The organism is Hominibacterium faecale (assembly GCF_020734085.1).
Taxonomy (GTDB): domain Bacteria; phylum Bacillota; class Clostridia; order Peptostreptococcales; family Anaerovoracaceae; genus Hominibacterium; species Hominibacterium faecale.
Genome location: NZ_JAJAGH010000005.1, coordinates 234136 through 259335, shown reverse-complemented (window position 1 = coordinate 259335; position 25200 = coordinate 234136). Strand labels below are relative to the sequence as shown.

20 protein-coding genes, 1 tRNA gene, 1 pseudogene and 3 riboswitches are annotated in these 25200 nt (G+C 49.8%); of the genes and pseudogenes, 13 read left to right on the top strand and 9 right to left on the bottom strand.

Annotation, left to right across the window (positions count from 1 at the left end; translation table 11 throughout):
• Window positions 1–9 precede the first annotated feature (9 nt).
• Window positions 10–1320, bottom strand: a complete 1311-nt coding sequence (gene thiC, locus LG211_RS06355; protein ID WP_148398459.1) for a phosphomethylpyrimidine synthase ThiC — start codon at window positions 1318–1320, stop codon at window positions 10–12.
• Window positions 1321–1387: 67 nt separating this feature from the next.
• Window positions 1388–1497: riboswitch (TPP riboswitch) on the bottom strand.
• A 361-nt stretch (window positions 1498–1858) separates the two neighbouring features.
• Here thiC and LG211_RS06350 point away from each other — a divergent pair.
• Window positions 1859–4513 (top strand): cation-translocating P-type ATPase, encoded by a 2655-nt coding sequence (locus LG211_RS06350; protein ID WP_269477179.1) that lies wholly within the window; start codon window positions 1859–1861, stop codon window positions 4511–4513.
• A 151-nt stretch (window positions 4514–4664) separates the two neighbouring features.
• Here LG211_RS06350 and LG211_RS06345 read toward each other — a convergent pair.
• The 6 genes and pseudogenes from LG211_RS06345 to LG211_RS06320 all read right to left on the bottom strand — a co-directional run.
• A pseudogene (locus tag LG211_RS06345) lies at window positions 4665–5018 on the bottom strand (phosphomethylpyrimidine synthase ThiC); the annotation flags it as partial.
• A gap of 37 nt (window positions 5019–5055) precedes the next feature.
• Window positions 5056–5165, bottom strand: a riboswitch (TPP riboswitch).
• A gap of 125 nt (window positions 5166–5290) precedes the next feature.
• Window positions 5291–6706 (bottom strand): MDR family MFS transporter, encoded by a 1416-nt coding sequence (locus tag LG211_RS06340; RefSeq protein WP_148398461.1) that lies wholly within the window; start codon window positions 6704–6706, stop codon window positions 5291–5293.
• Window positions 6699–7130, bottom strand: coding sequence for a MarR family winged helix-turn-helix transcriptional regulator (locus tag LG211_RS06335; RefSeq protein WP_253020520.1), 432 nt, complete (start codon window positions 7128–7130; stop codon window positions 6699–6701). The genes LG211_RS06340 and LG211_RS06335 overlap by 8 nt, the downstream gene beginning before the upstream one ends.
• 262 nt (window positions 7131–7392) lie before the next feature.
• Entirely contained in the window at window positions 7393–7587 is a 195-nt protein-coding gene (locus LG211_RS06330; protein WP_148398463.1) for a DVU_1557 family redox protein, read from the bottom strand.
• The gene (locus LG211_RS06325; protein WP_253020519.1) at window positions 7556–9859 is read right to left on the bottom strand and encodes a pyridine nucleotide-disulfide oxidoreductase/dicluster-binding protein; all 2304 of its coding nucleotides are present in this window, start codon (window positions 9857–9859) and stop codon (window positions 7556–7558) included. The genes LG211_RS06330 and LG211_RS06325 overlap by 32 nt, the downstream gene beginning before the upstream one ends.
• Before the next feature lie 89 nt (window positions 9860–9948).
• Window positions 9949–12864, bottom strand: a complete 2916-nt coding sequence (locus LG211_RS06320) for a molybdopterin-dependent oxidoreductase (RefSeq protein WP_253020518.1) — start codon at window positions 12862–12864, stop codon at window positions 9949–9951.
• A gap of 79 nt (window positions 12865–12943) precedes the next feature.
• A riboswitch (molybdenum cofactor riboswitch) is annotated at window positions 12944–13071 on the bottom strand.
• Between the two features lie 322 nt (window positions 13072–13393).
• Here LG211_RS06320 and LG211_RS06315 point away from each other — a divergent pair.
• The 12 genes from LG211_RS06315 to LG211_RS06260 all read left to right on the top strand — a co-directional run bounded on the left by LG211_RS06315 (window position 13394) and on the right by LG211_RS06260 (window position 22367).
• Window positions 13394–14833: a radical SAM protein gene (locus LG211_RS06315; protein WP_269477178.1), complete on the top strand. Its 1440-nt coding sequence runs from the start codon at window positions 13394–13396 to the stop codon at window positions 14831–14833.
• Window positions 14834–14849: 16 nt separating this feature from the next.
• Window positions 14850–15557 (top strand): DVU_1556 family methyltransferase, encoded by a 708-nt coding sequence (gene trsM, locus LG211_RS06310; protein ID WP_148398471.1) that lies wholly within the window; start codon window positions 14850–14852, stop codon window positions 15555–15557.
• Between the two features lie 21 nt (window positions 15558–15578).
• Window positions 15579–15950 carry a C-GCAxxG-C-C family protein gene (locus tag LG211_RS06305; protein WP_148398473.1) on the top strand — a complete coding sequence of 124 codons (372 nt, stop codon included), beginning with the start codon at window positions 15579–15581 and terminating at the stop codon, window positions 15948–15950.
• Between the two features lie 11 nt (window positions 15951–15961).
• Window positions 15962–16966 (top strand): DVU_1553 family AMP-dependent CoA ligase, encoded by a 1005-nt coding sequence (locus LG211_RS06300; protein WP_253020517.1) that lies wholly within the window; start codon window positions 15962–15964, stop codon window positions 16964–16966.
• Complete coding sequence (locus tag LG211_RS06295; protein WP_148398477.1) at window positions 16956–17570, top strand: hypothetical protein; 615 nt, start codon at window positions 16956–16958, stop codon at window positions 17568–17570. The genes LG211_RS06300 and LG211_RS06295 overlap by 11 nt, the downstream gene beginning before the upstream one ends.
• A 21-nt stretch (window positions 17571–17591) precedes the next feature.
• Window positions 17592–18296: a DUF5714 domain-containing protein gene (locus LG211_RS06290; RefSeq protein WP_148398479.1), complete on the top strand. Its 705-nt coding sequence runs from the start codon at window positions 17592–17594 to the stop codon at window positions 18294–18296.
• 62 nt (window positions 18297–18358) lie between these two features.
• Window positions 18359–19180 carry an XdhC family protein gene (locus tag LG211_RS06285; protein ID WP_148398481.1) on the top strand — a complete coding sequence of 274 codons (822 nt, stop codon included), beginning with the start codon at window positions 18359–18361 and terminating at the stop codon, window positions 19178–19180.
• Window positions 19173–20369: a histidine phosphatase family protein gene (locus LG211_RS06280; protein ID WP_148398482.1), complete on the top strand. Its 1197-nt coding sequence runs from the start codon at window positions 19173–19175 to the stop codon at window positions 20367–20369. Before LG211_RS06285 ends, LG211_RS06280 begins: the two co-directional genes overlap by 8 nt.
• A 26-nt stretch (window positions 20370–20395) precedes the next feature.
• The gene (locus LG211_RS06275) at window positions 20396–21367 is read left to right on the top strand and encodes a D-alanyl-D-alanine carboxypeptidase family protein (RefSeq protein WP_253020516.1); all 972 of its coding nucleotides are present in this window, start codon (window positions 20396–20398) and stop codon (window positions 21365–21367) included.
• A 73-nt stretch (window positions 21368–21440) separates the two neighbouring features.
• A tRNA-Pro gene (locus tag LG211_RS06270) sits at window positions 21441–21517 on the top strand.
• A gap of 278 nt (window positions 21518–21795) precedes the next feature.
• Window positions 21796–22089, top strand: coding sequence for a type II toxin-antitoxin system RelB/DinJ family antitoxin (locus LG211_RS06265; protein ID WP_269477177.1), 294 nt, complete (start codon window positions 21796–21798; stop codon window positions 22087–22089).
• Window positions 22086–22367 carry a type II toxin-antitoxin system YafQ family toxin gene (locus tag LG211_RS06260; protein WP_465250781.1) on the top strand — a complete coding sequence of 94 codons (282 nt, stop codon included), beginning with the start codon at window positions 22086–22088 and terminating at the stop codon, window positions 22365–22367. Before LG211_RS06265 ends, LG211_RS06260 begins: the two co-directional genes overlap by 4 nt.
• Before the next feature lie 200 nt (window positions 22368–22567).
• Here LG211_RS06260 and LG211_RS20030 read toward each other — a convergent pair whose 3' ends face one another.
• Both LG211_RS20030 and LG211_RS06250 read right to left on the bottom strand, forming a co-directional pair.
• Window positions 22568–22945 carry an NYN domain-containing protein gene (locus LG211_RS20030; RefSeq protein WP_253020515.1) on the bottom strand — a complete coding sequence of 126 codons (378 nt, stop codon included), beginning with the start codon at window positions 22943–22945 and terminating at the stop codon, window positions 22568–22570.
• Window positions 22946–23206: 261 nt separating this feature from the next.
• Window positions 23207–25192: an oxidoreductase gene (locus LG211_RS06250; RefSeq protein ID WP_269477176.1), complete on the bottom strand. Its 1986-nt coding sequence runs from the start codon at window positions 25190–25192 to the stop codon at window positions 23207–23209.
• Window positions 25193–25200: the final 8 nt, after the last annotated feature.

The following is a 25200-nucleotide window of genomic DNA, read 5'->3' as shown; positions in this document are numbered from 1 at the left end:
GCCCCTTTCCTATTCATCAAAGATGGAAACAAGTTCGCCATCCAGGATACGGTTCATATTTTTCACTGCGCAGAAGTTTCCGCACATGGTGCAGGTGTCCTCCTTTTCAGGAGAGGAGGAAGCGCGGTATTCTTTGGCCTTAACCGGATCGATGGCCAGGTCGAACATCTTGTCCCAATCCAGATCTTTTCTCGCCTGGCTCATTTGGTTGTCCCAATCCATAGCCCCGGGGATCCCTTTGGCAATGTCCGCAGAATGGGCGGCGATCCTGGCGGCAATGATTCCTTCTTTCACATCCTCCAGGGTGGGCAGCCGCAGGTGCTCCGCAGGAGTGACGTAACAGAGGAAAGCCGCGCCGCTGGCAGCTGCCAGCGCGCCTCCGATGGCAGAAGTGATGTGGTCATAGCCGGGAGCGACGTCGGTGACAATGGGCCCAAGCACATAGAAGGGCGCGCCATGGCACAATGTTTTTTGGATTTCCATATTGGCCGCGATTTGGTTCAGGGGCATGTGTCCGGGTCCCTCGATCATGATCTGCACATCCTTTTCCCAGGCCCGCAGGGTCAGCTCACCCAAGGCAATCAGCTCCTCGATCTGGCTGGCATCAGTACCGTCTGCCAGGCAGCCGGGCCTGCAGGCATCTCCCAGACTTAGGGTGATGTCGTACTCCCTGCAAATGTCCAAAAGCTCATCAAAACGTTCATAAAAGGGATTCTCCTTGCCGGTCATTTCCATCCAGGCAAAGATGATGGAGCCGCCTCGGGACACGATATTGGTCAGCCTCTTATTGCGCTTGAATTTATGCGCGGTTTCTTTGTTGATGCCGCAGTGAATGGTCAGAAAATCTACGCCGTCTTCTGCGTGCATACGGGCAATATCCAGCCACTCTTCAGTAGTGATCTCAATGAGAGGCTTATGATAATAGACCACGGCATCGTAAATGGGAACCGTTCCAATCATAGCCGGGCACGTTTCCGTCAAGCGGCGGCGGAACTTACGGGTATCCCCATAGGAACTCAGGTCCATGATCGCTTCTGCGCCCATGTCCACCGCGCTCTGTACTTTGGCTAATTCCATGTCCAGGTCGGTCATATCCCGGGATGTTCCCAGATTGACATTAATCTTCGTTTTCAGAGAAGAACCCAATCCGCTGGGAGATATGGCTTTATGGCGCTTGTTGCAGGGGATAATGGCCTTGCCCTCACTCATCAGCTTCATCAGCTGCTCGGCGGGAATGCCCTCCTTTTCAGCGACAATTTCCATTTCTCTGGTGAGAATGCCCTTGCGTGCGGCATCCATCTGCGTCGTGTAATGTTTCATATTAACTTCCTTTCCTTTCAGGGCAAGAAAAAACGGAGAACCCTGACTTTGGTATTCTCCGTAATGAAAACATAATCTTGCTTCTTCCTACGTTGGCATTACCCAAATCAGGTTTGAAGGGTCGAAGTTCGATTACTTCCTCTCAGCCTGCTTATACAAGCTCCCCTGAAATATTTCCTGTATTATATTATAAGAAAGGAGGGCTGTCAATCCATTTGCCACTGCTTTTTAATTAATAAAAAAGAATTGTGAATCTATTGTGAATTTTCCAAGAAGGGCCTTGACGCAGGCAGCCGTTTTTCATATAATGAAGCTCAACTATTTTGAAGAAAGGAACCACCATGGACGACACCGATAGCAGCGACGCTGACCGATGTTACATTTCTAAAATAATAAAATCATTCATATGAAAAGAAAGGCATAACCTGCGCCTGTTTTACGGCGGTTCAGGCTGTGTCTTTTTGTGTTTCTGCTGATCAACGCCGGACGGCGTATCAGATAAATTATTTTTTATTAATGAAAGGAGTGATATTTCCTTATGGATCATCACAAACAGAAGCCTTGGCACGCGCAAACCATCTGTCAGGTATTAGAGACGTTCGATACTTCACAGGAAGGTCTGAGCGATGCTGAGGCGTTACAGAGATTAAACAAAAACGGGCGCAATGAATTGCGCGCAAAACCCCCGAAAAGCTTTGGTCAGATGCTGAAGGCGCAGATTGTCGATCCGATGATTTTGATTCTCATCGGTGCGGCCATATTTTCTGCGATTCTTGAGCAGTGGACCGAAGCCATCGTCATTTTTTCCATCGTCGTGATCAACGCATTGATTGGTATCGTACAGGAGAAAAAAGCCCAGTCGTCGCTGGAGGCCCTGCGAAACATGAGCTCGCCTACTGCCCGGGTACTGCGCCAGGGCGAGGAAAGTATTGTTCCGGCTGCCGAGTTGGTAACAGGCGATGTGGTTTTTCTCAGCGACGGCGATCTGGTACCGGCTGATATGAGACTGATTGATTCAGCCAATCTCAAGGTCCAGGAAGCCGCCCTCACCGGCGAGTCCCTGTCATCGGAAAAAGATGAGGATGCTGTTCTGCCGGAGGATTGTCCGCTGGGCGATCGCGCCAATATGGTGTATACCTCGGCGATGGTTACCTACGGACGAGGAACCGGAGTAGTCGTGGCTGCGGGAATGGACACGGAAGTGGGCCAGATTGCCCGAATGCTGGAAAATCAGGATGAACTGGATACGCCGCTGAAACAGAAATTGAATAAGGTGGGAAAAACCTTGACCATCATTGGACTGATTGTGTGCGTGCTGATTTTCGCCATCGGTGCTATCTATCACCGGCCCCTGATTCCTCAATTTCTGGTGGCCGTCTCTTTGGCGATCTCCATTATCCCGGAAGGCCTGCCTGCTACGGCGACCATTGTAATGGCGCTGGGTGTGCAGAGAATGGCAAAGCAAAACGCATTGGTCCGAAAACTTCCGGCCGTTGAGACGCTGGGAAGCGCAAGTGTGATTTGCAGCGATAAAACGGGGACTTTGACTTTAAATAAAATGACCGTGACACAGATTGCTGCCAACGGCGATTTTGAAACGGGCGCTGCAACGCTGGCGGAGGACGCCGCTGACCAGCATCCAAGGGTTTACAAGGACATCGTCTATGCGGCTGCCCTCTGCAATGACGCCAGCATTGACCCGGACCGGGAAGGCGCTATTATCGGCGATCCGACCGAGGGAGCGTTGATCCATCTGGCTAAGGACTTCGGCATCTGTCATGAAGCGCTGGAGGATCAATACCCGCGGCTATATGAGCAGCCCTTTGACTCTCATCGAAAACGTATGACGACCGTGCATAGGATTGAAGGTCAGACAATCGCATACACAAAAGGAGCGGTGGATGAACTGCTTCCCCTGTGTACGCACATCATGACGGATCAGGGCGTTCGCCCCATGACCCAGGAGGATCGAAGAAAGGTATCTGGACTCTGTTTATCCATGTCGGAGAAAGCTCTACGAGTTCTGGGATTTGCCAAGAAGCCCCTTGATGATGTCCCGGAGCAGGATGACCAAGACTTGGAATTTGATATGATCTTTCTGGGAGCCGTAGGAATGATCGACCCGCCGAGACAGGAAGTCAGGGAATCCGTTCGTACCTGCCGCAGCGCGGGAATCCGAACAATTATGATCACCGGTGACCATAAGGTGACGGCCATGGCCATTGCCAGGGAGCTGGATATTTACCGGAGCGGAGATCTGGTTCTCTCCGGAGAAGAGCTCAATTCCATGACGGATAAAGATCTGGATGAGGCAGTAAAAAACACCTCCGTCTTTGCCCGTGTATCACCTGCAGATAAACTGCGTATCATCCAATCCCTGAAGCGTAACGGGGAAATTGCTGCTATGACTGGCGATGGAGTCAACGATTCTCCGGCTCTGAAAGCGGCCGATATAGGCGTAGCCATGGGAATGACCGGTACCGACGCGGCGAAGGACGCATCGGACATGATCCTTCTGGACGACAGCTTTACTACCATCGCTTATGCCATCAAGGAGGGACGACGCGTATATCGGAATATCCAGAAGGTCATTCAATTTTTGCTGGTAGGAAATATCGCAGAGATTCTGGCGCTTTTCATAGCAACCGTGTTCAACTGGAATTCGCCGCTGCTGGCTCTCCATATCCTTTGGGTAAATCTGGCTACGGCGACCCTTCCGGCTCTAGCTCTGGGCGTGGATCCGGCCAGCAAACATATCATGGAGCACCAGCCGGTGAAATCGGGTACATTGTTTGAAAAGGATCTGGTACGCAGAGTGGTGATTCAGGGAATCTTTGTGGCCGGGATGACGCTGATTGCTTATTGGATCGGCGCAAATAGCGGCGGCCATACGGCCGGCCAGACAATGGCGTTCTGCGTGCTGGCCTTTTCTCAGATGCTGAGGGCCTTTAATCAGCGTTCCAATACCGAGCCTATCTGGGTAAGGGCGGAAGGCCTCAATCCATGGCTGGTCGTTTCTTTCGCTGTATCCTTGGCCTTTATGCTGGCGATTCTCTTTGTTCCGGTATTGCAAAATGCCTTCAAACTCACACTGCTGACCGGGGATCAGTGGCTGGCAGTCGTTGGATTGTCGCTGCTGTCTATTTTACAGGTGGAAGCAGGAAAGGGGATAAAACGTTTGAAAAAAGGTTAAATTCATAAAAAGGGCACATCGCATGCGCGGTGTGCCTTGTTTTGATCCATTTTGTGAAAGGCGCGGGCCCCAGCCCCGCTGCCTTATTTTTCTTCCAAAGACTTTTCCAGCTGTGCCATTTTGCCCTTGGCCTTCACTTCCTCGGACATCTCTGCACATCCTTTTCCCAGTCACGCAGGGTCAGCTCGCCCAAGGCAATCAGTTCCTCGATCTGGCTGGCATCGGCACCGTCTGCCAGCCAGCCGGGTCTGCAGGCATCTCCCAGACTCAGGGTGATGTCGTACTCCCTGCAAATGCCCAAAAGCTCATCAAAACGTTCATAAAAGGGATTCTCCTTGCCGGTCATTTCCATCCAGGCAAAGATGATGGAGCCGCCTCGGGACACGATATTGGTCAGCCTCTTATTGCGTTTGAATTTATGCGCGGTTTCTTTGTTGATGCCGCAGTGAATGGTCAGAAAATCAACGCCGTCCTCTGCGTGCATACGGGCAATATCCAGCCACTCTAACGGAGAATCCTGACTTTGGTATTCTCCGTAATGAAAACATAATCTTGCTTCTTCCTACGTTGGCATTACCCAAATCAGGTTTGAAGGGTCGAAGTTCGATTACTTCCTCTCAGCCTGCTTACACAAGCTCCCCTGAAATATTGTCTGTATTATAATACAGACAATATGCACATGCCAATCCGTTTGTCTGTTTACTGTAAAATTTTATATTGACAAGATTGGACGCATTATGACGGATAGTTCATCTATTATACACGAATCGATCCCATTTATGAGATGATTTCCGTGTGGGCTCTGCCTCCTTTTACTAAAAATGCAGCGATGAAAACTAAAATAAGAGTTGCCGCAGACATTGCCAAAAAGGTCATATTTAGTCCATGTATAGCGGCATTTTCTCCATAGCGATCGATCGAATGATTGGTTACCATGGTCATTATTCCTACAAAAACAGCAGTTCCGATGGCTCCGGAAATTGTCCGCAAAGAGTTTACTAATGCTGTCCCGTGGGCTGTCAGCTCCGGCTGAATACCGCTGATCCCCCAAGTAACCAGAGGCATCATCAAACAGCCGATTGCGGCGCATCGCATCATATTATAAAAAGATGCGATCCAAATAGACATTTCCTTTGTAATAAAGAACATCCCAATATTGCTGAGCAGCATACAAAACGCTCCTGCCACAAATAACTTTTTCATGCCGATCCGGTCATAAATGATGCCGGCAAAAGGACTGATCGCAGCCATTACTAGAGAACCGGGCAGAGTTACTAGGCCGGAGGTCGTCACGGAATAACCCATAATCGACTGCACATAAAGGGGAATAATAATCGATGATCCCATCATTACCAGATAGAGCAACATACTTCCCAATACACTTAAGGCATATTGTTTCTGTTTTAAAATCCTCAGCTCTAAAAAAGGCTCTTTTATATGAAGCTGCCGGTAAACAAAAAAGGCTGCGGAAATGATCCCAATGACCAGCGGCATGTAGGTTTGCGCGGCTGTAGGGCTGCGGCTGCCTATATTGCCAATCCCCAGAGTAATGCCTCCAAAAGCCAAAGCGCTGAGAACAAAGGAGAATCCATCAAATTTTCGCTTCATAGTAGCAAGAACATTATCAAAAACGCCGATTGCAAAAATCAGAGAGATCAGCATAATACCGATTGAGATGTAAAAGATCATTCTCCATCCGAAAGAATCAACTAAAATTCCCGCCAACGTAGGTGAAATTACTGGTGCCGCACCGATCGACAGGCCATATAAGCCCATGATAGTACCCCTTTTCTCCGGCGGATAAATGGTCAGAAGGATTACCTGTGACATAGACAGAAGTATCCCGTTTCCGCAGGCTTGGAGGACCCTCCCCAACATCATAATAGGAAACCAGCGGGCAATCACACAACAAGTCAAACCGGCAATAAAGAATAGTATCCCCAGTAAATACAGTCTTTTCGTCGGAAATCTGGTAATCAGAAAGGCTGTCAAAGGCATCATAATTCCCATAGCCAAGGAGTATCCGCTTGTCAGCCACTGGCCTGTAGTTACACTGATGTGAAAGTCGGCCATAATCGGAGGAAGGGCGGTTGTTAGGGCCGTAGCAAGCATAGAAGAGGCAATGCATGTTATTAAAATATCCACAAAAATCAGCGTGCGTTTTTTGTTTGTAAGGATTGTATGATTACTCATGACCATTCCCTCGGTTATAATAGTCTTGCAATTTCAGCAGAATTTTATAAAATTGATTTTTTTCTTCCTCAGACAGAACCGTTAACATGCTGTTTAGCGACTCTTCTCGTTTTTTGCGATAGTACGCTATTTGTTTGTTACCGGATTCAGTCAATGAAATGAGAAAGCTCCGTTTATCTTCCTGAGAGGGTATTCGGGCGATATACCCTTTTTTTTCCAATTTGGAGAGCAGTTCACTTAAGGAAGCGGGTCGGATTTTTAAAGCATCCGACAGCTTCTTTTGATTGATTGTTCCAATATAATCTAAAAGCAGCATGCAGCGCCATTGTCCAATATAGTAACGATGGTCATTGTCAGTAATATGTTTGCTTAGTTTTGCCACATAAAAAAAGAGCTCGATAATTTCCTTATCATTTGGTTTCAAAAATAATCCCTCGTTTCTTGTTTCGACTTACAATCCATTTAATTAGGTACCTAACTATTATAATAACAAAGCACCGCTTTTGTCAAACAAAATTTGTTTTTTGAGTGCATTAAAAAGCTGCCTGGCGGATCCGGTCAATCGGACGAGGCAGCTTTTGCTATCGTATAGAAAATATCGAATACTTGGCATTTCCAATACTTCGAAAGACTTCACCTTGTGAAGATGAGCGTGAAGCACGTATAACGTTTGTGAGGGAACCGCTTTATTTTTCTTCCAAAGACTTTTCCAGCTGTGCCATTTTGCCCTTGGCCAAATCTTCAGGAATAAAGACCTGGCCGCACTGAGGGCACCGCAGCACCTTGTGACGGAACTTTTTATCCAGATAAGTAAACTGGGTATCGATTTCCGCAAGGCCGCATTTGCATTTATTGCAGATCAGTGTCTTGTTTGATGCCATTCCAGACCGCCTCCAATTCTATCTTTGTTCTGTGCGCGTACGCGTTGACCAGCTCGAACCGGCCGTCCGCCTCATTGAGCACTTTGTACTCCACCCAATAGGTCATATAGCCGATCACGCAGTAGCCGGACAAGGTACCGGTTTCTTCGTTGAAAATGGTCCGGTTATGACGCTGGCAGAAATCGATGGTGTGGAGGACCTGCTCTTCCAGGATCCGTTCCTGATCCAGCTTGGCCTTCACTTCCTCGGACATCTCCACCGTAATCGGGTACTCGGTTTGTTTGATTTCCATTTCTTCCTCCCAGAAAAATTCCAAAAGTGTCTTTTTGAGGACCCTTCTGTTTTCCTGACGCTCGGTAACCGTCGGCAGATGCTGCTGACCGTCGCCTTCGCCAAAGAGCAGCTCCAGAATATGATGGGCCGGTTTGCCCTGCTTGAGGAAAATATCCCGGCAGTTGATACAATAGGTGATGTAAGGCGTCTTGCTTTCAGCAATTCGCTTTTTGGCTACAAAATCCGCATACTCCGGATTGGCGATGGCTCCGTGGCCGCCATAGCCGCAGCAAGTGTAGTATTGATTGTTGTCCGGCAAAGGCTCCAGCGTTACGCCGATGTCTTGGGCCAGATCCCGTACAGACTGGCGGACATCTGCTTCGCCGCGGGCGGAGCAGGGATCAAAGACGCAAAAGGTTTGTTCGCAGCAGCCGCCGCTGATCTCCCATTCCTGCAAAATCTCAAACAGAGAAATGACCGGTATTTCCGGAAGATATTCTTTAAAATGCTTCAGGCAGGTCATACAGCCCATAATCATGGTCGGCTCTCCCAGACTTCGCCACTGGTCTCTGATTTCCTCAAGGCCCAGGTCGAATTTGGCCCGGTCGCCGGCCCAAAGCTGGGGAACTCCGCAGCAGCGGAGGAACATGGCCGTATCCGGATGCTGGTTGAGCAGAGAATCGTAAATTTTAACGATCAGCTCCGGCTCCGACGCGCCCAGCTGACAACCGGGGAATAGGGCATACCCGCATTTGCTGCTGCCTTTGGGTGGACGGACCAGACTGGATTCTTCGCTGTCAGCCTGCGCCATATCCCGAAGCCAGAAATCGTGGTAAGGCCAGGGCATTTTTCCCTGATTGTGCATTTTCTGCCGCCCGGCCAGGAAAAGGCCGTCCAGATCAATATCCTCCGGACAGATTTCTTTACAGATTCCACATTGATTGCACATGGACATAAGCCTCCTGGCGGGAGTGGCCTTCAGTTCGCTCTTACCCTCCAGAGTGGTGGCAATGATTTCATCCTTGACACGAACCGGCCCCTTACTGGAAAATTCCAACAGATCGCAGTGGTCTTTGCAGGCCCGGCACTGACATTCCACGCAGCGGGCTGCTTCCTCCATGGCCTCTTCCTTTGTATAATGACCATCGGCTGCAGCCACAGCCTCCGATGTGCCTTCAATTTGAACCAGCCCCTGGCACATGCGGGTCCGCTTACTTTCTCTGGGGTAGTACAGGCTGCCGGTTTTTAGGTAATTGTCAATGACCGTTCCCATAGCCAGGCCGCCGGACAGAGCGTGGAGGGGAGAATCGCCGATCAATTCGCCGCCTGCAAAATATCCGGTTCCGCCCTGCTCCATACAGAAGGGGTCGCCGGAAGCACTGCGGGCATTCAATAGTCCAAAATCTGGGCCGTTTTTTCCAGTGGCGATAAAAACAGCGTCGAAGTTTCCGTCCTTCAGATCACTAAGATCCTGGATCTCTGTGTTGAAATGTATGTCATAGTCCTGATGAGCCAGTTGCTCGTTGAAATCCTTCATGAAAATTTTCGGATCCATGGTATTGTGCAGATGACCGCCAATGCGGCCGCTCTTTTCAAAGACCTCCAGCGTATACTTCTTCGTAGAAAGGCGAAGCAGCGCTGCCATTCCCGCAAGTCCGGCGCCGACGATGGCGACCCGCTCTTTTTTCATCGGGATGTTATAGTCGGTAGCCGAGGTGTCTTTTGCAAATTCTATGGCTGCCTTTTCCAGAAGCGACAGCTCAATGGCGCCCCCGCAGTCTTTCCGCGGGCAGGCTTTTTTACAGGGTTCATCGCAAAGAGCATTGGCGATCCGGGGAAAGCCGGTGGCGTTGCGATAGACCTTAAAGGCAGCTTTAAAAGCGCCCCGCCGTGTTTTTTCTATAAAATTTAGAATATCCATATCAAAGGGGCAGTCGCCCACGCAATAAGGAATTTCTTTTTCCATACAGTCTTCAAAGTTTTTAAGATATCTCTTCATAAGTATCATCTCTCCATACAAGTATCGGCTTAAGGTTACCCCTAAGCCGATAAGATTGTATCATTGTTTTGCTGTTTTTATCAAGTGGTTTAGTCTGGAATATTGGTGATGGACTCGTAATCTTCCTTCTTATCCTCTGGGAACATGTCTTCGAACAGGTCAACCATCGGATTGTTCTTGATGTATTCCATTTCTTCGTAGAAATCCGAGCCCAGGAAGTATTTCTTAGGAGGCAGAACCTCTTCGCCCTTGGCGATCTTGTCGAGACCTTCCTTGATCTTTTCCGGGTAAGCCGGGATTTCGTAAATTCTTACGCCGCAAGCATTGTCGATGGCGTTTATAACAGCCATGTGTCCAGCGGACTGGAATGCTTCGGATGCGCCGGAGGAACCAAACGGGTTGGTATTTCTCGGCGTACAGTGATGGATCAGGTTGAAGTTGTCCGGGATATCCTTGATAGTCGGGATCCCTGCGCCGGCGATGTTGCTGTGCTTCTTGACATCTTCATAATTTTCCGTCAGAGCGAAGCCTATGCAGTGGGACAATCCGCCGTAAGCCTGACCGTTAACCGCAGCAATGTTTCCGATAACGCCAACGTCGTCTACACACCAGTAACCGATACAAGTAGCCTTGCCTGTCTTGGTGTCAACTTCAACTTCTGCCATATGCAGAGCATAGGTAAAGGCAGGAGTCGGATTTCCTACGCCTGTATTCGGATCCAGATATTTCAGCGTCATATCTTCCGGATTCTGGTACTGCGTTTCATATTTGGTCGGAATGCCTTCCGCAACCATTTCATCATAGGTTCTGTAAGTGCCGTCCGGCTTTCTCATAGCGTTCATCAGTTCATCAGCAGCCATGACAACGGCTTTACTGTTCATGTAATGCTGTCTTGATGATGCGGTAGCACCGGAGTCAGGACAGAATTTGGAGTCATTCTGAATCAGCACGATGTCGTCAGGGGTTACACCCAGAGGCTTGAGAGCTTCCAAAGTGGTAACCAGAGCGCCTACATCGCCGCCCTGTCCCTGATCCTGCCAGGTGTCGTATTTGGCAAATTTGCCGTTGGGCAGTAATTCCAGAGCAACGGTACACTGGTCGAAGATACCTTCTGTTACGTTGTATCCGCCCCATGCGATACCTACGCCTCTCTTCTTTTCAGGAGTAGATTCTTTGGCAACTCTTTCTTTTACTTCCTCATAAATCGGTTTTAAGATATCCATCATCTTTTCCATCGGGTATTCACGGAAAGGATACTGGTTGATGTTGGTATCTCCAGGTCTTGCGATGTTCTTATATCTGAATTCGAACGGATCCATGCCAATCTTCTTAGCCATCATATCAACCAGCGCCTCGGATGCTGTGTATGCCTGTGGTGATCCGTAGCCTCTGTACGCAGTTCCGTAGTTGTGGTTGGTGCAGGCAACTCTTGTCAGTCCCAGACAGTTGGGAATGTTGTATGGGAAGAACATGAACTTGGCCGGTCTTGTGATCAAGTCGTCGCCCAGTTCGTTGTAGGAACCGTGGTCCATACCGCAATCCCATTCTGCTCCGACGATCTTGCCGTCCTTGTCGCAGGCCAATCTTCCGTTGGTGTAGGACGGAGCGCGCTTTCCGGACAGAGCCATGAACTCAGGATAAGTAATGGATAATGCTACCGGCATATCGTCGCATGCCATGCAGGCAATCGCTGCCATCGCATATGTAGCTGCCGCGATACCCCAGCCGAAGGTAGCGCCTGTCGGGTTTTCGATGACTCTGATCTTCTCTGCAGGAAGGCCGGTCGCCTCTGCGATATCACCGATGTTGGAGTAAATCTGCATCGCTTTGCAATGAACGGTCAGCAGGCCGTCATCGCCCCAGTAAGCCTGTACTGTATCGCCTTCGATCGGCATATGGGGCTCTCTGGATGAATAGAAGGAACCTTCTACTACATAAGGCGCCTCGTCGATCAGTTCCGGCGTATCGTGTCCTGCGCCCTTAACGTTGGGCTGTTCGGACCATACGTTGGGATGATCGTCATGTATTCTCATGGCATCCGGCATAGCTGCTTCCAGATAAGTCTTGTATTCAGGCAGCTGTTCCCAATCGATGGTAACTTTCTTTGCCGCTTCCTGGGCGTGAGCCTTTGTATCGGCTACAACCAGAGCTACAACATCACCGTAGTTAAAGATCTTGTCTTCAACAAGGATTGGGTGGGACTGGCCGGTAGCCAGAGTTCTCGGTGTGAACGGCATGAATCCAAGTCTGTTGGGGCCTTTGATATCGGCCGCTGTAACAACCTTGTAAACGCCGGGCATTTTTTCTGCTTCTTCTTTATGTATAGCTTTCAGTTTTGCGTGGAAGGCGACTTTCGGCTGTACCAGTACGGCATGCAGCGTGTTCTCCGGCATCTTCAGTTCAATGTCGTCGCCGTAATCAGCAAGTCCGCATACCTTTGCCAGAGCAGCGGGACGAACCAGCGGCTGGCCGTAATATTCTTTGTTCTCCGGAAGTTTTACCATAATGTCTTCCAGAGCGCATTCGCCTCTCATAACCTTTGCAGCGTTCATGACAGCATCTACGATCTGCTTATAGCCTGTGCAGCGGCAGATGTTTCTGTTTTTCTGGAACCAGTCTCTTACCTCTTCTCTAGTCGGATCAGGGTTAGCCTGAAGCAGCGCGTAGGCCGATACAATGAATCCTGGAGTACAGAATCCGCATTGTACGGCTCCGGCATGCATAAATGCTACCTGAATCGGATGGAGATATCTGGGAGCTCCAATTCCTTCAATCGTTACTACTTCGCTGTACTCTTCGACCTTAGCGATCTTTTTCGTACAGGAACGAACTAGTTTGCCGTCCAGCATTACGGTACAAGAACCGCATACGCCGGATCCGCAGCCAACTTTTGTACCTGTGAGCCCTAAACGTCTGACAACATCAGCCAGAGTATCCTTTTCAGGATCACAGATGAACATTCGATCGGCACCATTGATGTTTAACGTCATTTTTCTCAATTTCATAATAATTTGCCTCCAATTAATTTTTCAATTGAACATACTTTAACGTTTCACATCCAATAACAAAGGCCTTTTCGTGCGTTTCGAAATGGTACACGAACCTTTCCAAACGCGGGAGGCTCATATGTTTCCACATAAACCCAACGTTTCCGCCTCCATAGCATTTTTTCAAAAGCCGTAGGAGCTCGGAAATCGGATTGTGTATTGAATTGTTACTACGGTTTTCATTTTATCAGTTCGTTCAGGGGCCTGTCAACCGCGGAAACCCTGATTTCAGTACAATCTTGCGGTCAAGCCCAGTACTAAGTAGCTATTATTTGAATTGTCTTAAATTTGTAAAAAATTTGTTACAATTTGCCGTAAAAACGGCCTCTTTTCGATCCGGCGGCGAACCTCCCCGGCGGCCTTACGGCCCGGTCCTGCAAAACATTTTCGGTCGCCCCTTGCCCATTTTGGGAATTTATAATAGAATGAAAAACAGATACTTTGTCCCCCAACCGGTTTGGGGGAGAGTAGGAACAGGAGAAGAAACATGAAACGATTATCGGAAGTTCAAAGCATATGCCCAGTCTGTGAAAAGCCGATCAAAGCTTTTTATACAGAGCGGGAGGGCAAAGTATTCTTTGAAAAAACATGTGAAGAACATGGCGAATTTCGCGCACTGGTTTCAAACCGCACAGATGATTATCTGGATTGGATCAAAAATCCGGTTGTCAATATTCCGCCCAAAACGGCGATGACCAAGGGCAGCGGGCAGGATGAATGCCCCCTTCACTGCGGCACCTGCGAAAACCATTTGCAGACCGCCTGCTGCGTGCTGATCGATATTACCAAGCGGTGCAATCAGCATTGTCCCTTCTGCTTTGCAAGGGCGGAAATGGATTCGGAGGAACCGGGCGATCCCAGCTTAAAAGAACTGGAAGCAAAATTCGATCTGCTGGTGGAGCTGGGGGAAGAACGGCCTTTCAACATTCAGCTGTCAGGAGGGGAGCCCACTGTCCGCGACGATCTGCCCCAGATCATCCGCATGGCCAGGTCCAAAGGATTTGAATACATACAGATTAACAGCAACGGCAGGCGAATCGCCCGCGAGGCCGGGTATGCCGCGGCGCTCAAAGAGGCGGGAGCATCGGTGATTTTCATGCAGTTTGATGGAACCACCGATGAGATTTACATGCAGATGCGGGGAGAGCCTTTATTTAAAGAAAAGAAACAAGCCATCGAAAACTGCAGGAAAGCCGGTCTGCCGGTGACGCTGGTACCGACGGTCGCCAGAAACGTCAACTTGGACAACATCGGGGCAATGATGGAGTTTCTGCTGGAGAACATAGCCGTTGTCAAAGGGATCCATTTCCAACCGGTGAGCTTTTTCGGCAGGCATCCCGACCCGGACCATGAAAACCGGGTGACCATGTTCGATGTGCTCCATGAAATTGAAAACCAGTGTCCGGGCTTTCATTATGAGGATTTCTGTCCCATCGCCACCGGCCATACCCTGTGCTGCTTTTACAGTACTTATTTAAAGGAAAAAGACGGTATAACATGTATGGTCAGCAAAAAGGAAAAAGAGGCGGGCATCAGCTGCTGCGATACACAGCAGGACTCCTGCTGCTGCGAGCCGGATCCTCTGGAAATCATAAAAAAGGACCGGGACTTTGTGCTCAACAAATGGGACTTGCCCCAGGAGCAGGAAACAAGCGAGGTAGACTGCTGCTCCTGCTGCGAGCCGGCCGATACGGCCGCGGCCGGAGAGGAACCCTGCTGTCAGGCGGAGCAGGAGGAAGAGATCATGGATTTGGATCAGTTCCTTACCTATTATAAGCAGAACACCTTTACGGTGACCGGCATGGCCTTCCAGGACAGCACCAACCTGGATGCAGAGCGATTGAAGCGGTGCCGGGTGCAGGTGCTTTCCGCGGACAACCGGCTGGTGCCTTTCTGCGGATATAACAGTATTTATCGAAAATCTTAGTTTTAAGGAGAAGAAAATGAGTTTAGTAAGACCAGGTAAATTTGAGATTACGGACAAGGCTATGGAGCTTTGCCAGCTTGACAAAGGAGCCAAGGTGCTGGATGTGGGCTGCGGAGACGGAACAGCGGCCGAGTACCTGCAGGACAAATACGGGTACCAGGTGACGGGGATCGATCTTAATCTGGCAAAGATCAGCGAAGGAAAAGAGCGAAACGGCAAACTGGATCTGCGCATGGGCGACGGAGAGTTCTTGGACGAATTCCCATCCTATTCTTTTGACTGCGTGATGATGGAATGCACATTGTCCCTGATCAACCTGCCGGATGAAGCGCTCCATGAAGCCTACTGCGTTCTTAAAAAGGGAGGAAAGCTGTTTATCAGCGATCTATATATGAAGAATCCCGATCCCAAGCAGGTACAGGCCATCAAGATCGAAGCCGAGCGCCAGGCAAAGATTCCCCATAAAGAGGAGGACTGCGGCGAAGGACAGATGCGTTTTGTGGACTTCCGCTTTGAAGGGGCCTTTATCAAAGAGCCCATGATCGCATATCTGGAGGAAGTGGGATATCAAGTAGTCGCTTTTGAGGACCGCTCGGATGATTTGGATACATACGTGGCGGAAACGATCCTGCAGGAGGGATCGCTGGATAATTGCGTCACCTGCGCAAAAGGGAAGAAGGGGATCGGATACTTCATGCTGGTAGCGGAAAAACCGGCAAAATAAGAAAGTTGGGGAGGAAAGAGGATGAATCAGGAGATTTTGGATCTGAAATTAAAGGGGTATTGCTGCAGTCAGATGATTATGGAAATGGGTCTGCGCAGGATGGAGAAGGAAAACCAGGATCTGGTGGCGGCCATGGCCGGTCTGTGCGACGGCATGTGGTCCGGCAGAGTCTGCGGTATTTTGTCCGCGGCAATCTGCCTGCTGTATCTGGCTGATCCCAAAGAAGCCAGCCAGGGCCTGACAGCAGAGCTGACGGAATGGTTTGAGGATGCCTTCGGCTTTACGGACTGTCACGATCTAATGGAGGACAATCCTCTGAATAAAGTGGAAAAATGCCCGATGATGCTGGAAGCCACGTTCCAGAAGGTGGAAGAACTGTTGGAGTGGGACTAGTGGAGCGGTATTTGGATATTTGGACAGCCCGCAAATTGGGGGTAAATACTCTCACGAGGGATGCCATAGAGAACTATCAGCTGGAAAAAATAAAAGAAACCATCAATTGGGCTGCGAAGAACAGCCCTTTTTATGGTGAACTGTATCGCGGGGTTACCGTAGAAACCTGGGAGGACTTCCGGCGCCTTCCTTTCACTTCGCCTGCGGATGTGTATGAGCGGGGCATGGATATGGTTTGCGTGGCGCAAAGCCAGATCAGCAGAATCGTTACCATGGACACCAGCGGAACAACGGGGCGGCCAAAGCGGATTTATTTTACTGAGGAAGATCAGGAGCTGACCACCGATTTTTTTCATAATGGCATGCAGCTGATGGTGGATTCCTCCGATACGGTGATGATCCTGATGCCCTGCCGCAGGCCGGGATCAATCGGCGATCTGCTGAAAAAAGGGCTGGAGCGGTTTCATGTGCGGGTGATCCCCTACGGACTTCCGGATGGCTCGGACGATAATCTCATATTGGCGATGATGGAGCAGGAGCAGGTGACCTGCGCGGTGGCCCTGCCGACTCAGCTTGCCGCGCTGGCAGAAAAAGCCGGGGGCCGCAGGATCCCCATGGGAACAGTACTCCTGTCTGCGGAATATGTATCCCCGGAGAGCCGGAGAATCATTGAAAAGGCCTGGGGATGCCGCATCTTTGAACATTATGGGATGACGGAAATGGGTCTGGGATGCGCAGTCAGCTGCCCGCAGCTTTGCGGCTGCCACATTCGAGAATCGGATTTGTATCTGGAGATCATTGACCCTGTGACCGGACAAGTGGTGCCAGATGGGGAAGAAGGCGAAGTGGTTTTTACCACCCTCACCAGGAAGGGAATGCCCTTCATCCGTTATCGAACCGGCGATTGGAGCAGCTTTTTGACCCAGCCCTGCGGCTGCGGCAGCGTGCTCAAGCGGATCAGCCGGGTCGGCGACCGGGGCGTCAGGAAGGGAGCGTGGAAAGTTAATGAGCGGTAAGACGAAACGAATCCTATTCTGCATTTTTGTCTTTGCGGCCGGCTGTCTGGCAGGGGTCCTTTCCAAGTATCTGGATACGGTTCCCGGAGACGGAACGCCTGTCCATGATTTGATGGAGACGGCCGGACAGCTGTTGTCCGAACTGCCCTTCTGGGTGTTCGCCGGGTGCGTCATCGCCTATTACAGCAGAACAGCCAATGCGGCGGCCATACATACTTTGTTGTTTTTTGCAGGGCTGCTCATCAGCTACTACATCTATACGGCAATCTTGTTCGGCGTGCTGCCGGCAGAGCAGGTGATTCGTTGGGCAGTCTTTGCCGGCTGTTCGGCGCTGGCCGGGTATACGGTCTGGTATGCGGGCAAAAAGGGGTGGCCTCCGGCGCTTTGCGCGGCAATCCCCATCGGCTATCTGATTACAGAAGGTTATCCGGTTTTTTACACCTACGATTTCAAAGATATGGCGGCGCTGGTCATGGCGGCGGCTCTGTATGTGATGATGCCCAGATCAAAGGATCAGAAACTGCGGGTGCTGCCGCTGACCGGCCTGGTGGTGCTGATCATTATCCGTTTTGACCTGGTGGCATGGCTCTTCGGCGGATTATAACGCGATAAGGAGGAAAAGGACATGAATACGGAAAACTGCTTGATCTGCGGGAAACCGCTCCGCTATCTGAAAGACCAGAAAGAGATGACCTGCGCCATCTGCGGCAATGTTTTTTGGAGCAACGCCCAGTGTGAAGAGGGACATTTTGTCTGCGACAGCTGTCACCAGGAAAAGGGCCTGGAGACCATTCTTAGCACATGCCTGAAAACAGAGTCGAAAAAACCCATTCAAATTGCTCAGGCGATCATGGAGGACCCATATATCTACATGCATGGGCCAGAGCACCACATTCTGGTGGGAGCATCCCTCTTAGCCGCCTATCGCAATGCCGGCGGCAAAATCGACCTGAAAAGCTGTTTGGAAGAAATGATTAAAAGAGGGAGCCAGGTACCGGGAGGCTTTTGCGGCCTTTGGGGATGCTGCGGCGCTGCGGTAAGCTGCGGCATTTACGCCAGTATTGTAACAGAAGCGACCCCTTTAAGCGATAAAGCATGGTCCTTATCACAAAGACTTACAGCCCTGGCCCTGGAAAATATCGCAGCTTATGACGGCCCCAGGTGCTGTAAAAGGGATTCTTTTTTGAGCATCCTTTCTGCCATTGAATTTACAAGACGTCATCTGAATGTGGAGATGGAGGGCAGCGGCGACGCGATTGCCTGTATGTTTTCGCCCCGCAATGAGCAGTGCATTGGAGGCCGATGCCCGTTCCTGGGAACTGAGCGTTGAAAAAGGAAAAGCCCTGTGATAAACTGGGGACATAATTGAGAAACGAACGTAAGGAGGACAACATGTCGGACAAGATCATATATTTTGCAAGAGATTTATTGGAAAAGGGCGAGGATTTTGTAATTGCCAAAGTGGTGGACACACATGGCTCCACGCCCAGGAAAAAGGGTGCCTGGCTGCTGATGAAGCAGGACGGAACAACTGCTGGAACCGTGGGCGGCGGCAGACTGGAAGCGGAGACGGAAAAGCTGTGCAAAGAGACCTTCAAGACCAGGGAGAAGAGCAAGCTTCACCATTTCAAGCTGAACACGGAGGAGAGGGATGCTCTGGATATGGGCTGCGGCGGCGATGCGGACGTGCTGATCGAATATATCGATGCTTCCCATCCGGAGGAGTTTGTGGAAGAGTTTCATTTGGAAACCACCGCCTATATTTTCGGAGCCGGACACGTTGGGCTGGCGCTGGAACCGGTGCTGCGCTACATCAACTTTAAAACGGTGGCCATCGATGACCGGGAAGAATACGCCAACCGGGAGCGTTTCCCCCAGGCGGCCGATGTGAAGGTAATCCAGGATTTCAAGCATGCCTTCGAAGACATCGAGACGGACGAGGACAGCTATATTATCATCGTTACCCGGGGACATATGGGCGATTACGATGTTTTGAAGGATGCGCTGAAGCAGAAGAGCGCTTACGTTGGCATGATCGGCAGCAGAAAGAAGAACTCCATGCTCTTTGACATGCTTCGTAAGGAAGGTTATTCGGAGGACGATATCGCCAGAGTCCATGCGCCCATCGGCCTTTCGATCCAGGCGGAGACTCCGGAGGAGATCGCCATCAGTATTGCTGCGGAAATGATTCAGGTAAGGGCGAACAATGACTGATAAACGGTTTGGCGCCTTGATTTTGGCAGCAGGTTTTTCGTCAAGAATGGGCAAGTTTAAACCTTTATTGTCATTAGGCGATGAATTAGTGATTGAAAGGGTTCTAAAGGTGTCAAAGTCTGTCGGAATCAAAGATATCGTGGTGGTGACCGGGTATAAGAAAGAGGCTTTGGTGCCGATCATCCGCCGGCAGGGCGCCCGCGAGGCTTTTAACCCGGATTTTGAGAAGGGGATGTTCACTTCCATCCAGGCGGGGGCGGCGGCAATGCCTTCTGACCTGGATGGTTTTTTCATCATGCCGGTGGATTGTCCTCTGATGACCGGCGCTGTTTTGGAAGGGCTTATAGGCCAGTTTGAGGAGGATCGGTTCTGCGTTCCCTGCTATCGGGGCAAGAAGGGCCACCCGCTGCTGGTCCCCATTACCTATCGGGAGGAAATTATCTGCCACGATGGAACAAATGGGCTGAAGGCCATCACGGACCGGGATCCGGAAAAGATGAAGCGGATTGAAGTCGATGATGAGGGCGTGGTCATGGATATGGACACGCCCCAGGCCTATGAGGAGATCAAGGCATATCTTTCCCGGGGATGCCGGTCGGAAAGCCTGACAGCGCTGGCTGCGGGCAGGCGGTTTTTCCTCATCCGGCACGGGCAGATCCGCCAGCATAAAGAGAAGATCTTCTTAGGTCAGACCGATGTTCCTTTGAGCGGGGAAGGCAGGCAGCAGGCAGCTGCTGCTGCGGAAAAGCTGGCATCCATCCCGCTGCAGACGGATCGGATTTATGCCAGCGATTTGCTGCGGGCATCGGAAAGCGCGCAGATCATTGCACAGCATATCGGAGAAAAGAAGCTGATTATGGAGCCGGGCCTTCGGGAAATGAACCTGGGTCCTTGGGACGGGAAATTCATCAGCCAGATCAAGCAGGAGTACCCTGAGGAATACCAAAGGCGGGGCCGGGATCTCATGACCTATAAAATGGGCAATGGCAGCGAGAACTTTTTTGATCTCCAATATCGGGTGGTGAAAACGTTGATCAAAATCCTGAAAGAGGATCAAAACAGAGATTTAATTCTGGTGGCCCACAGCGGTGTGCTGCGGGCTGTCAGCAATAACTTGCGGGGAAAGGATATCGCGGAACCCTGGGATAAATTGGGCAACGGTCAGATGGAAACCATCGACCGGATTTGATCGGTTGAATCAGGAGGAATTGAGCCATGAGAACGGATTTGGATAAACGGAAGCGGGCAAGGAGAAAAAAGGTGCTGGCTGTGATCAGCTGCCTGATGGCCGTGGTGCTGGTGATCAACGGATGGTTTATCATACGGACCCTTGTGGGAAAGGGCGGCGCTTCTGATTCCACTCAGTCTCAACCTGCGGAAAGGACTCCTCTCAAATCCATCGAAGCGGATGTTTTCAGCGATCAGATGATTGTTATGGATCTGACCCACAACAAGGTCCTCTTTAAAAAAGCGGCCGATGAAAAGACCCGCCCCGCTTCTTTGGCCAAAATGATGACGGCCCTGGTGGTCATTGAGCATACGGAGGACTTTGATGAACGCTTAAAAATACCCCATGACATCTATACCTATTTGAACGGTTCCGGGATCGCGGTGGCAGGGTTTGAGGACGGCGAGCGGCTTACAGTGGAGGACTTGCTCTACGGCATGCTGTTCAACTCGGGAGCGGAGTGCTGCCTGACCCTGGCGCGGCATACGGCCGGTTCCGAAGCTGCATTTGTGAAGATGATGAACGAAAAGGCCTCTGAGCTGGGAATGAAAAACACCACCTTCGGCAACTGCATCGGGCTGGACAATCCGGCCTGCTATACCACGGCCCGCGACTGGATGAGGCTGACAAGGTATGCTTTGAAAAATGAACACTTCCGCCAAATCTTTACCAGCTATACCTATGAGATCAAGCCGACCAATAAGTGCGATGAGACGCGGACCATTCGCAACGCGGCTGTCCGCCGTTTTGGAAATGACCGGGCCGGTGTTTTCGGCGGCAAGCTGGGAAATACGACGCAGGCCCAGCTCTGCCTGGCATCCATCGCAAAGATCGACGGATGGGAATACGTCTGCATCTCCATGCATGCTCAGAGAACGGAAGAACACTATAATCCCCATGTGGATGATGCGCGAACTGTGTATAAACAAATAGCGGAAAAGCTGAAGGAACAGGAATAAGAAAAAAAGTTGAAGATGTTTGAAAAAAACTCTTTCATTTTTTTCTCAAACGTGTATAATAGATAAGGCAGGGCGAGGCATAGCTCAGCTTGGTAGAGCGTTGCGTTCGGGACGCAAAGGCCACAGGTTCGAATCCTGCTGCCTCGACCAAAAATGGACCGTTGAGAGATCAACGGTCTTTTCTATTTGTTAGAGCCTTGACGTAAATTTGACGTAAAACTGGATAAATCGTCTGCAATTTGATTTCCACGGTGTCTGTCTGCATATAGGCAAGGGAAGATGTATGCGTGTGACGGAGGTGGTGACGACAAGATTCGACAATTTATCACAAAAATTTATTATATAAAAATGTTTTACAATGTATTGATATTGTTGATACAAGAAGATATACTATAAGATATAAGCAAGGCTTTAAGGAGGTGAGCATAATGGCTAAGACGGCTAATATCAACATTCGTATTGATCCAGAAACAAAAGCCGGAGCGGAAAAACTTTTTGCCAGTTTTGGTATAACGGTTACTGATGCAATTACTATCTTTTTACGCAAATCTATCATGGAAGGCGGATTGCCTTTTGAAATGAAGCAGCCCCGGTATAATGCCGAGACAGAGGCCGCCATGCAGGAAGCAAGAGATATTATGAATGGTAATGTTTCCACAAAAACCTATTCCTCTGCCCGTGAGCTGTTTACAGAGCTTGACACAGAAATGGGCGATGAATGATGTTACAATTAAAAACAACCGGACAATTTCGGAAAGATTATAAGCGAGTAAAAAAGAGAGGATATGATATGAATCTGCTGGAAGATGTAATCCAAACACTTTTAGAAGAAAAGTTACTTGCAGAGAAGTACCGTGATCATTCCCTAACTGGAAACTATACAGGATTCCGTGAGTGTCATATTTTACCGGATTGGCTGCTCATTTATGCAATAAAGCAAGACAAACTGGTTTTAACAGCTTCACGCACTGGAACACATTCCGACTTGTTTGGTAGGTAAATTATATAAAAATCCAAATAAAGTCCACCATCATTTAGTGAAGGTGGACTTTATTAAATAAGCTGAAATTTTTGTCGTAGCCTTGACATAAGGGTGCCGGAAACCGTGCAAAGTAATATAGGGCAAACCATTTTCCTTTGGAATCAGCGCTAATACAAACTTTTAAATACCATATGTTTTTCCTCTCTCATTGTTCCTGCTCACCTTTTCTTTGTTTTTAGTGGATTTGGTGCAAAAGTGCGTAATCCGTCTATGTGTTCAAATAACTCTGGCTTTATATCAACCCACATTGGATCCAATACGAAATCTATCCCTTCTCTTCGTGCGAGTTTAGCAGCAGGGACAAAATCGCTATCACCAGATATTAAAACAATTTTATCCACCTGTTTTTTATAGGCAAGGGAAGCTATATCGATACCGATTTTCATATCAACGCCTTTTTGCTTAACGTCGAGGGTAAAGTGTTTTTCCTCTAAATCAGTTAACTGCAAAGTGCCGTGGCAAATCTTTTTAACAGCATCAGGGCGTAACGTATAACATGCTTGTGCATCTGCAAGTGACCCAAGACGTAGAGCCACTTTCCGTCGTCCTTTTAAGGCATCTACAATATGTAATCAACTCATCAAGTCTTTTCGTTGGGGCTTTTTCATCATAGAGGAATTGCGCTCGACGCCTATAGAATCCCCCATCAACCAATATTGCGATTTTTGACATTGTGTAGGTTCCTTTCTAAAAAAACACCCCTGGGTTCGCTACTTCCCTTATTGCGGGAGAGGTACTGCCAGGGGCAAAATTAACTTTGTAACTCCATTGCTGATCCTCAGATGCATAGCCAACTATTAAAGATTGCGGGCAACCTCGTAAGCGTTCCAGATGGAATACATGATATTATGTACTTTGCTGGAATCCCCTACATTATATACAGGGATATCCAGATCCTTCAGTTCATCGTAAAGCTTGTCATTGGATTCATAGCCCACAGAAAGGACGATTGTTTCCGCTGGGAGCTCATAGCTCTGATCTCCTTCCTGGATGGTCGCCGTATCTGCGTTTGTATCCAGGACTTTGGCATTGGTGTGGATTCCGATCTTATGATATTTCAGCAGATCGCGGAGCATGAATTCGTTCATATGGGGCAGCGCTCCATGTCCGCCTAAAATCTCCGGCAGCACTTCGACCACGTTCACTTCCTTGCCCTGCTGAGCCAACCAAAGAGCGGTTTCGCATCCTACCAGGCCGCCGCCTACTACCAGGACCTTGCTGCCGCACGGCGACTTCTCCAGCAGGATATCTTCCGCGTTCACCGGTTTTCCCGATCCGGGCAGGGTGATGGTTTTCGCATGAGAGCCTGTTGCCGCCACCAAAACATCCGGCTTGTATTGAGATACGGACTCTGGGGTTACTTCTGTCTGATAATGAACGTCTACGCCCAACAGCTCCAGCTGACGTTTGTAATATTGGATTAATTTGTGATCGTTTCGCTTGAAATGGGGTACGCCGCCGGGGATCAGGTTACCGCCCAAAGCGTCGGATTTTTCGCAGAGGATGACCTCATGTCCCGATTCCGCCGCAACTCTGGCTGCTTCCAGACCGGCCACGCCGCCGCCGATGACCAGCACACGTTTTTTCTTAGCCGCAGGCACGATGCCGTAGATGGTTTCACGGCCGCAGGCCGGGTTTACCGCGCAGCTTACAGGAGCATTGCCGATCCGGCCCAAACAGCCCTCGTGACAGCCCAGACACGGTCTTACTTCGTCCAGCCTTCCGGTCCGCAGTTTTTCAATATATTCAGCATCGGTCAAGAGCTGTCTGCCGTAGCTGACAATATCGCAGCAGGTTCCAAGGGCTTCTACCGCCATCTTGGGATCCTCCATTTTACCAGCCAGTATAATGGGAACGTCCACTTCTTTTTTCAGTATCTCTCCGAACTCACGGTAACAGCCGTCCTCAAAATACATAGGCGGGTGGTTCCAATACCAGGAGTCGTAGGTTCCCGCATCCACATTGAGCGCGTCATAACCGGCATCCACCAGAATTTTGGCTGCTGCGATTCCTTCCTCAATGTCCTTGCCCGCTTCTTCATACTCTTCCCCAGGCAGTCCGCCCTGGCGGAGAGCCTTCATACAGCTTTTGAGACTGTAACGCAGGCTGACAGGGAAATCCGGTCCGCAGAATTTCTTGATGCCCTTAACGATTTCTGTGGAAACCCGCAATCTGTTTTCCAGACTGCCGCCGAATTCGTCGTCACGGTGGTTGAAAATTTCAATGGCAAATTGATCCAGCAGGTATCCTTCGTGGACCGCGTGAATCTCCACGCCGTCAAATCCGGCTTTTTTTGCAACAACCGCGGAAGCGATGAATTTTTGGATCAAATTCATGATTTCTTCCTTGGTCATTTCCCGATGGATCGCATTGGGATCAAACCGGTTTCCCTGCTCAGAAGGGGCGATTTGCTTGGATACAAATCCGGGAAGCGCGCTCCTGCCCAGGCCGCCGGTCAACTGAAGAAAGATTTTCGTACCATAGGCGTGTACCCGCTCGTTCATCTGATAGGTGCTGTGAATGAATGCCAGCGGCTGGGTGGTCGGGCAGGGAAGACCCATGGAAGGAAGCCCTTCGATATTGGTGTCCACGCTGCAGATCCCCGTAAAGATCAGTCCAACGCCGTACTTTGCCCGTTCCACATAATAGTCCTGAAGCCGCTGGTTGAATCCGCCGAAGGCATCGGCGTAGCCAACAGGCCCCATGGGCGCCATGGATGTTTTGTTCTTGATTTTGCATGTCCCGATCTGTGCTGGTTCAAACAATTCTTTGTAGTCAGTCATAATAACCT

Excerpts from the sequence above, each read along its gene's own strand:
- LG211_RS06315 (WP_269477178.1), top strand. The coding sequence starts at position 13,394 with ATGAAACGATTATCGGAAGTTCAAAGCATATGCCCAGTCTGTGAAAAG.
- LG211_RS06330 (WP_148398463.1), bottom strand. The coding sequence starts at position 7,587 with ATGGCATCAAACAAGACACTGATCTGCAATAAATGCAAATGCGGCCTT.
- LG211_RS06325 (WP_253020519.1), bottom strand. The coding sequence starts at position 9,859 with ATGAAGAGATATCTTAAAAACTTTGAAGACTGTATGGAAAAAGAAATT.
- trsM (WP_148398471.1), top strand. The coding sequence starts at position 14,850 with ATGAGTTTAGTAAGACCAGGTAAATTTGAGATTACGGACAAGGCTATG.
- LG211_RS06260 (WP_465250781.1), top strand. The coding sequence starts at position 22,086 with ATGATGTTACAATTAAAAACAACCGGACAATTTCGGAAAGATTATAAG.
- thiC (WP_148398459.1), bottom strand. The coding sequence starts at position 1,320 with ATGAAACATTACACGACGCAGATGGATGCCGCACGCAAGGGCATTCTC.
- LG211_RS06340 (WP_148398461.1), bottom strand. The coding sequence starts at position 6,706 with ATGAGTAATCATACAATCCTTACAAACAAAAAACGCACGCTGATTTTT.
- LG211_RS06285 (WP_148398481.1), top strand. The coding sequence starts at position 18,359 with ATGTCGGACAAGATCATATATTTTGCAAGAGATTTATTGGAAAAGGGC.
- LG211_RS06265 (WP_269477177.1), top strand. The coding sequence starts at position 21,796 with ATGGCTAAGACGGCTAATATCAACATTCGTATTGATCCAGAAACAAAA.
- LG211_RS06320 (WP_253020518.1), bottom strand. The coding sequence starts at position 12,864 with ATGAAATTGAGAAAAATGACGTTAAACATCAATGGTGCCGATCGAATG.
- LG211_RS06305 (WP_148398473.1), top strand. The coding sequence starts at position 15,579 with ATGAATCAGGAGATTTTGGATCTGAAATTAAAGGGGTATTGCTGCAGT.
- LG211_RS06295 (WP_148398477.1), top strand. The coding sequence starts at position 16,956 with ATGAGCGGTAAGACGAAACGAATCCTATTCTGCATTTTTGTCTTTGCG.
- LG211_RS06290 (WP_148398479.1), top strand. The coding sequence starts at position 17,592 with ATGAATACGGAAAACTGCTTGATCTGCGGGAAACCGCTCCGCTATCTG.
- LG211_RS06350 (WP_269477179.1), top strand. The coding sequence starts at position 1,859 with ATGGATCATCACAAACAGAAGCCTTGGCACGCGCAAACCATCTGTCAG.
- LG211_RS06280 (WP_148398482.1), top strand. The coding sequence starts at position 19,173 with ATGACTGATAAACGGTTTGGCGCCTTGATTTTGGCAGCAGGTTTTTCG.
- LG211_RS06250 (WP_269477176.1), bottom strand. The coding sequence starts at position 25,192 with ATGACTGACTACAAAGAATTGTTTGAACCAGCACAGATCGGGACATGC.
- LG211_RS06275 (WP_253020516.1), top strand. The coding sequence starts at position 20,396 with ATGAGAACGGATTTGGATAAACGGAAGCGGGCAAGGAGAAAAAAGGTG.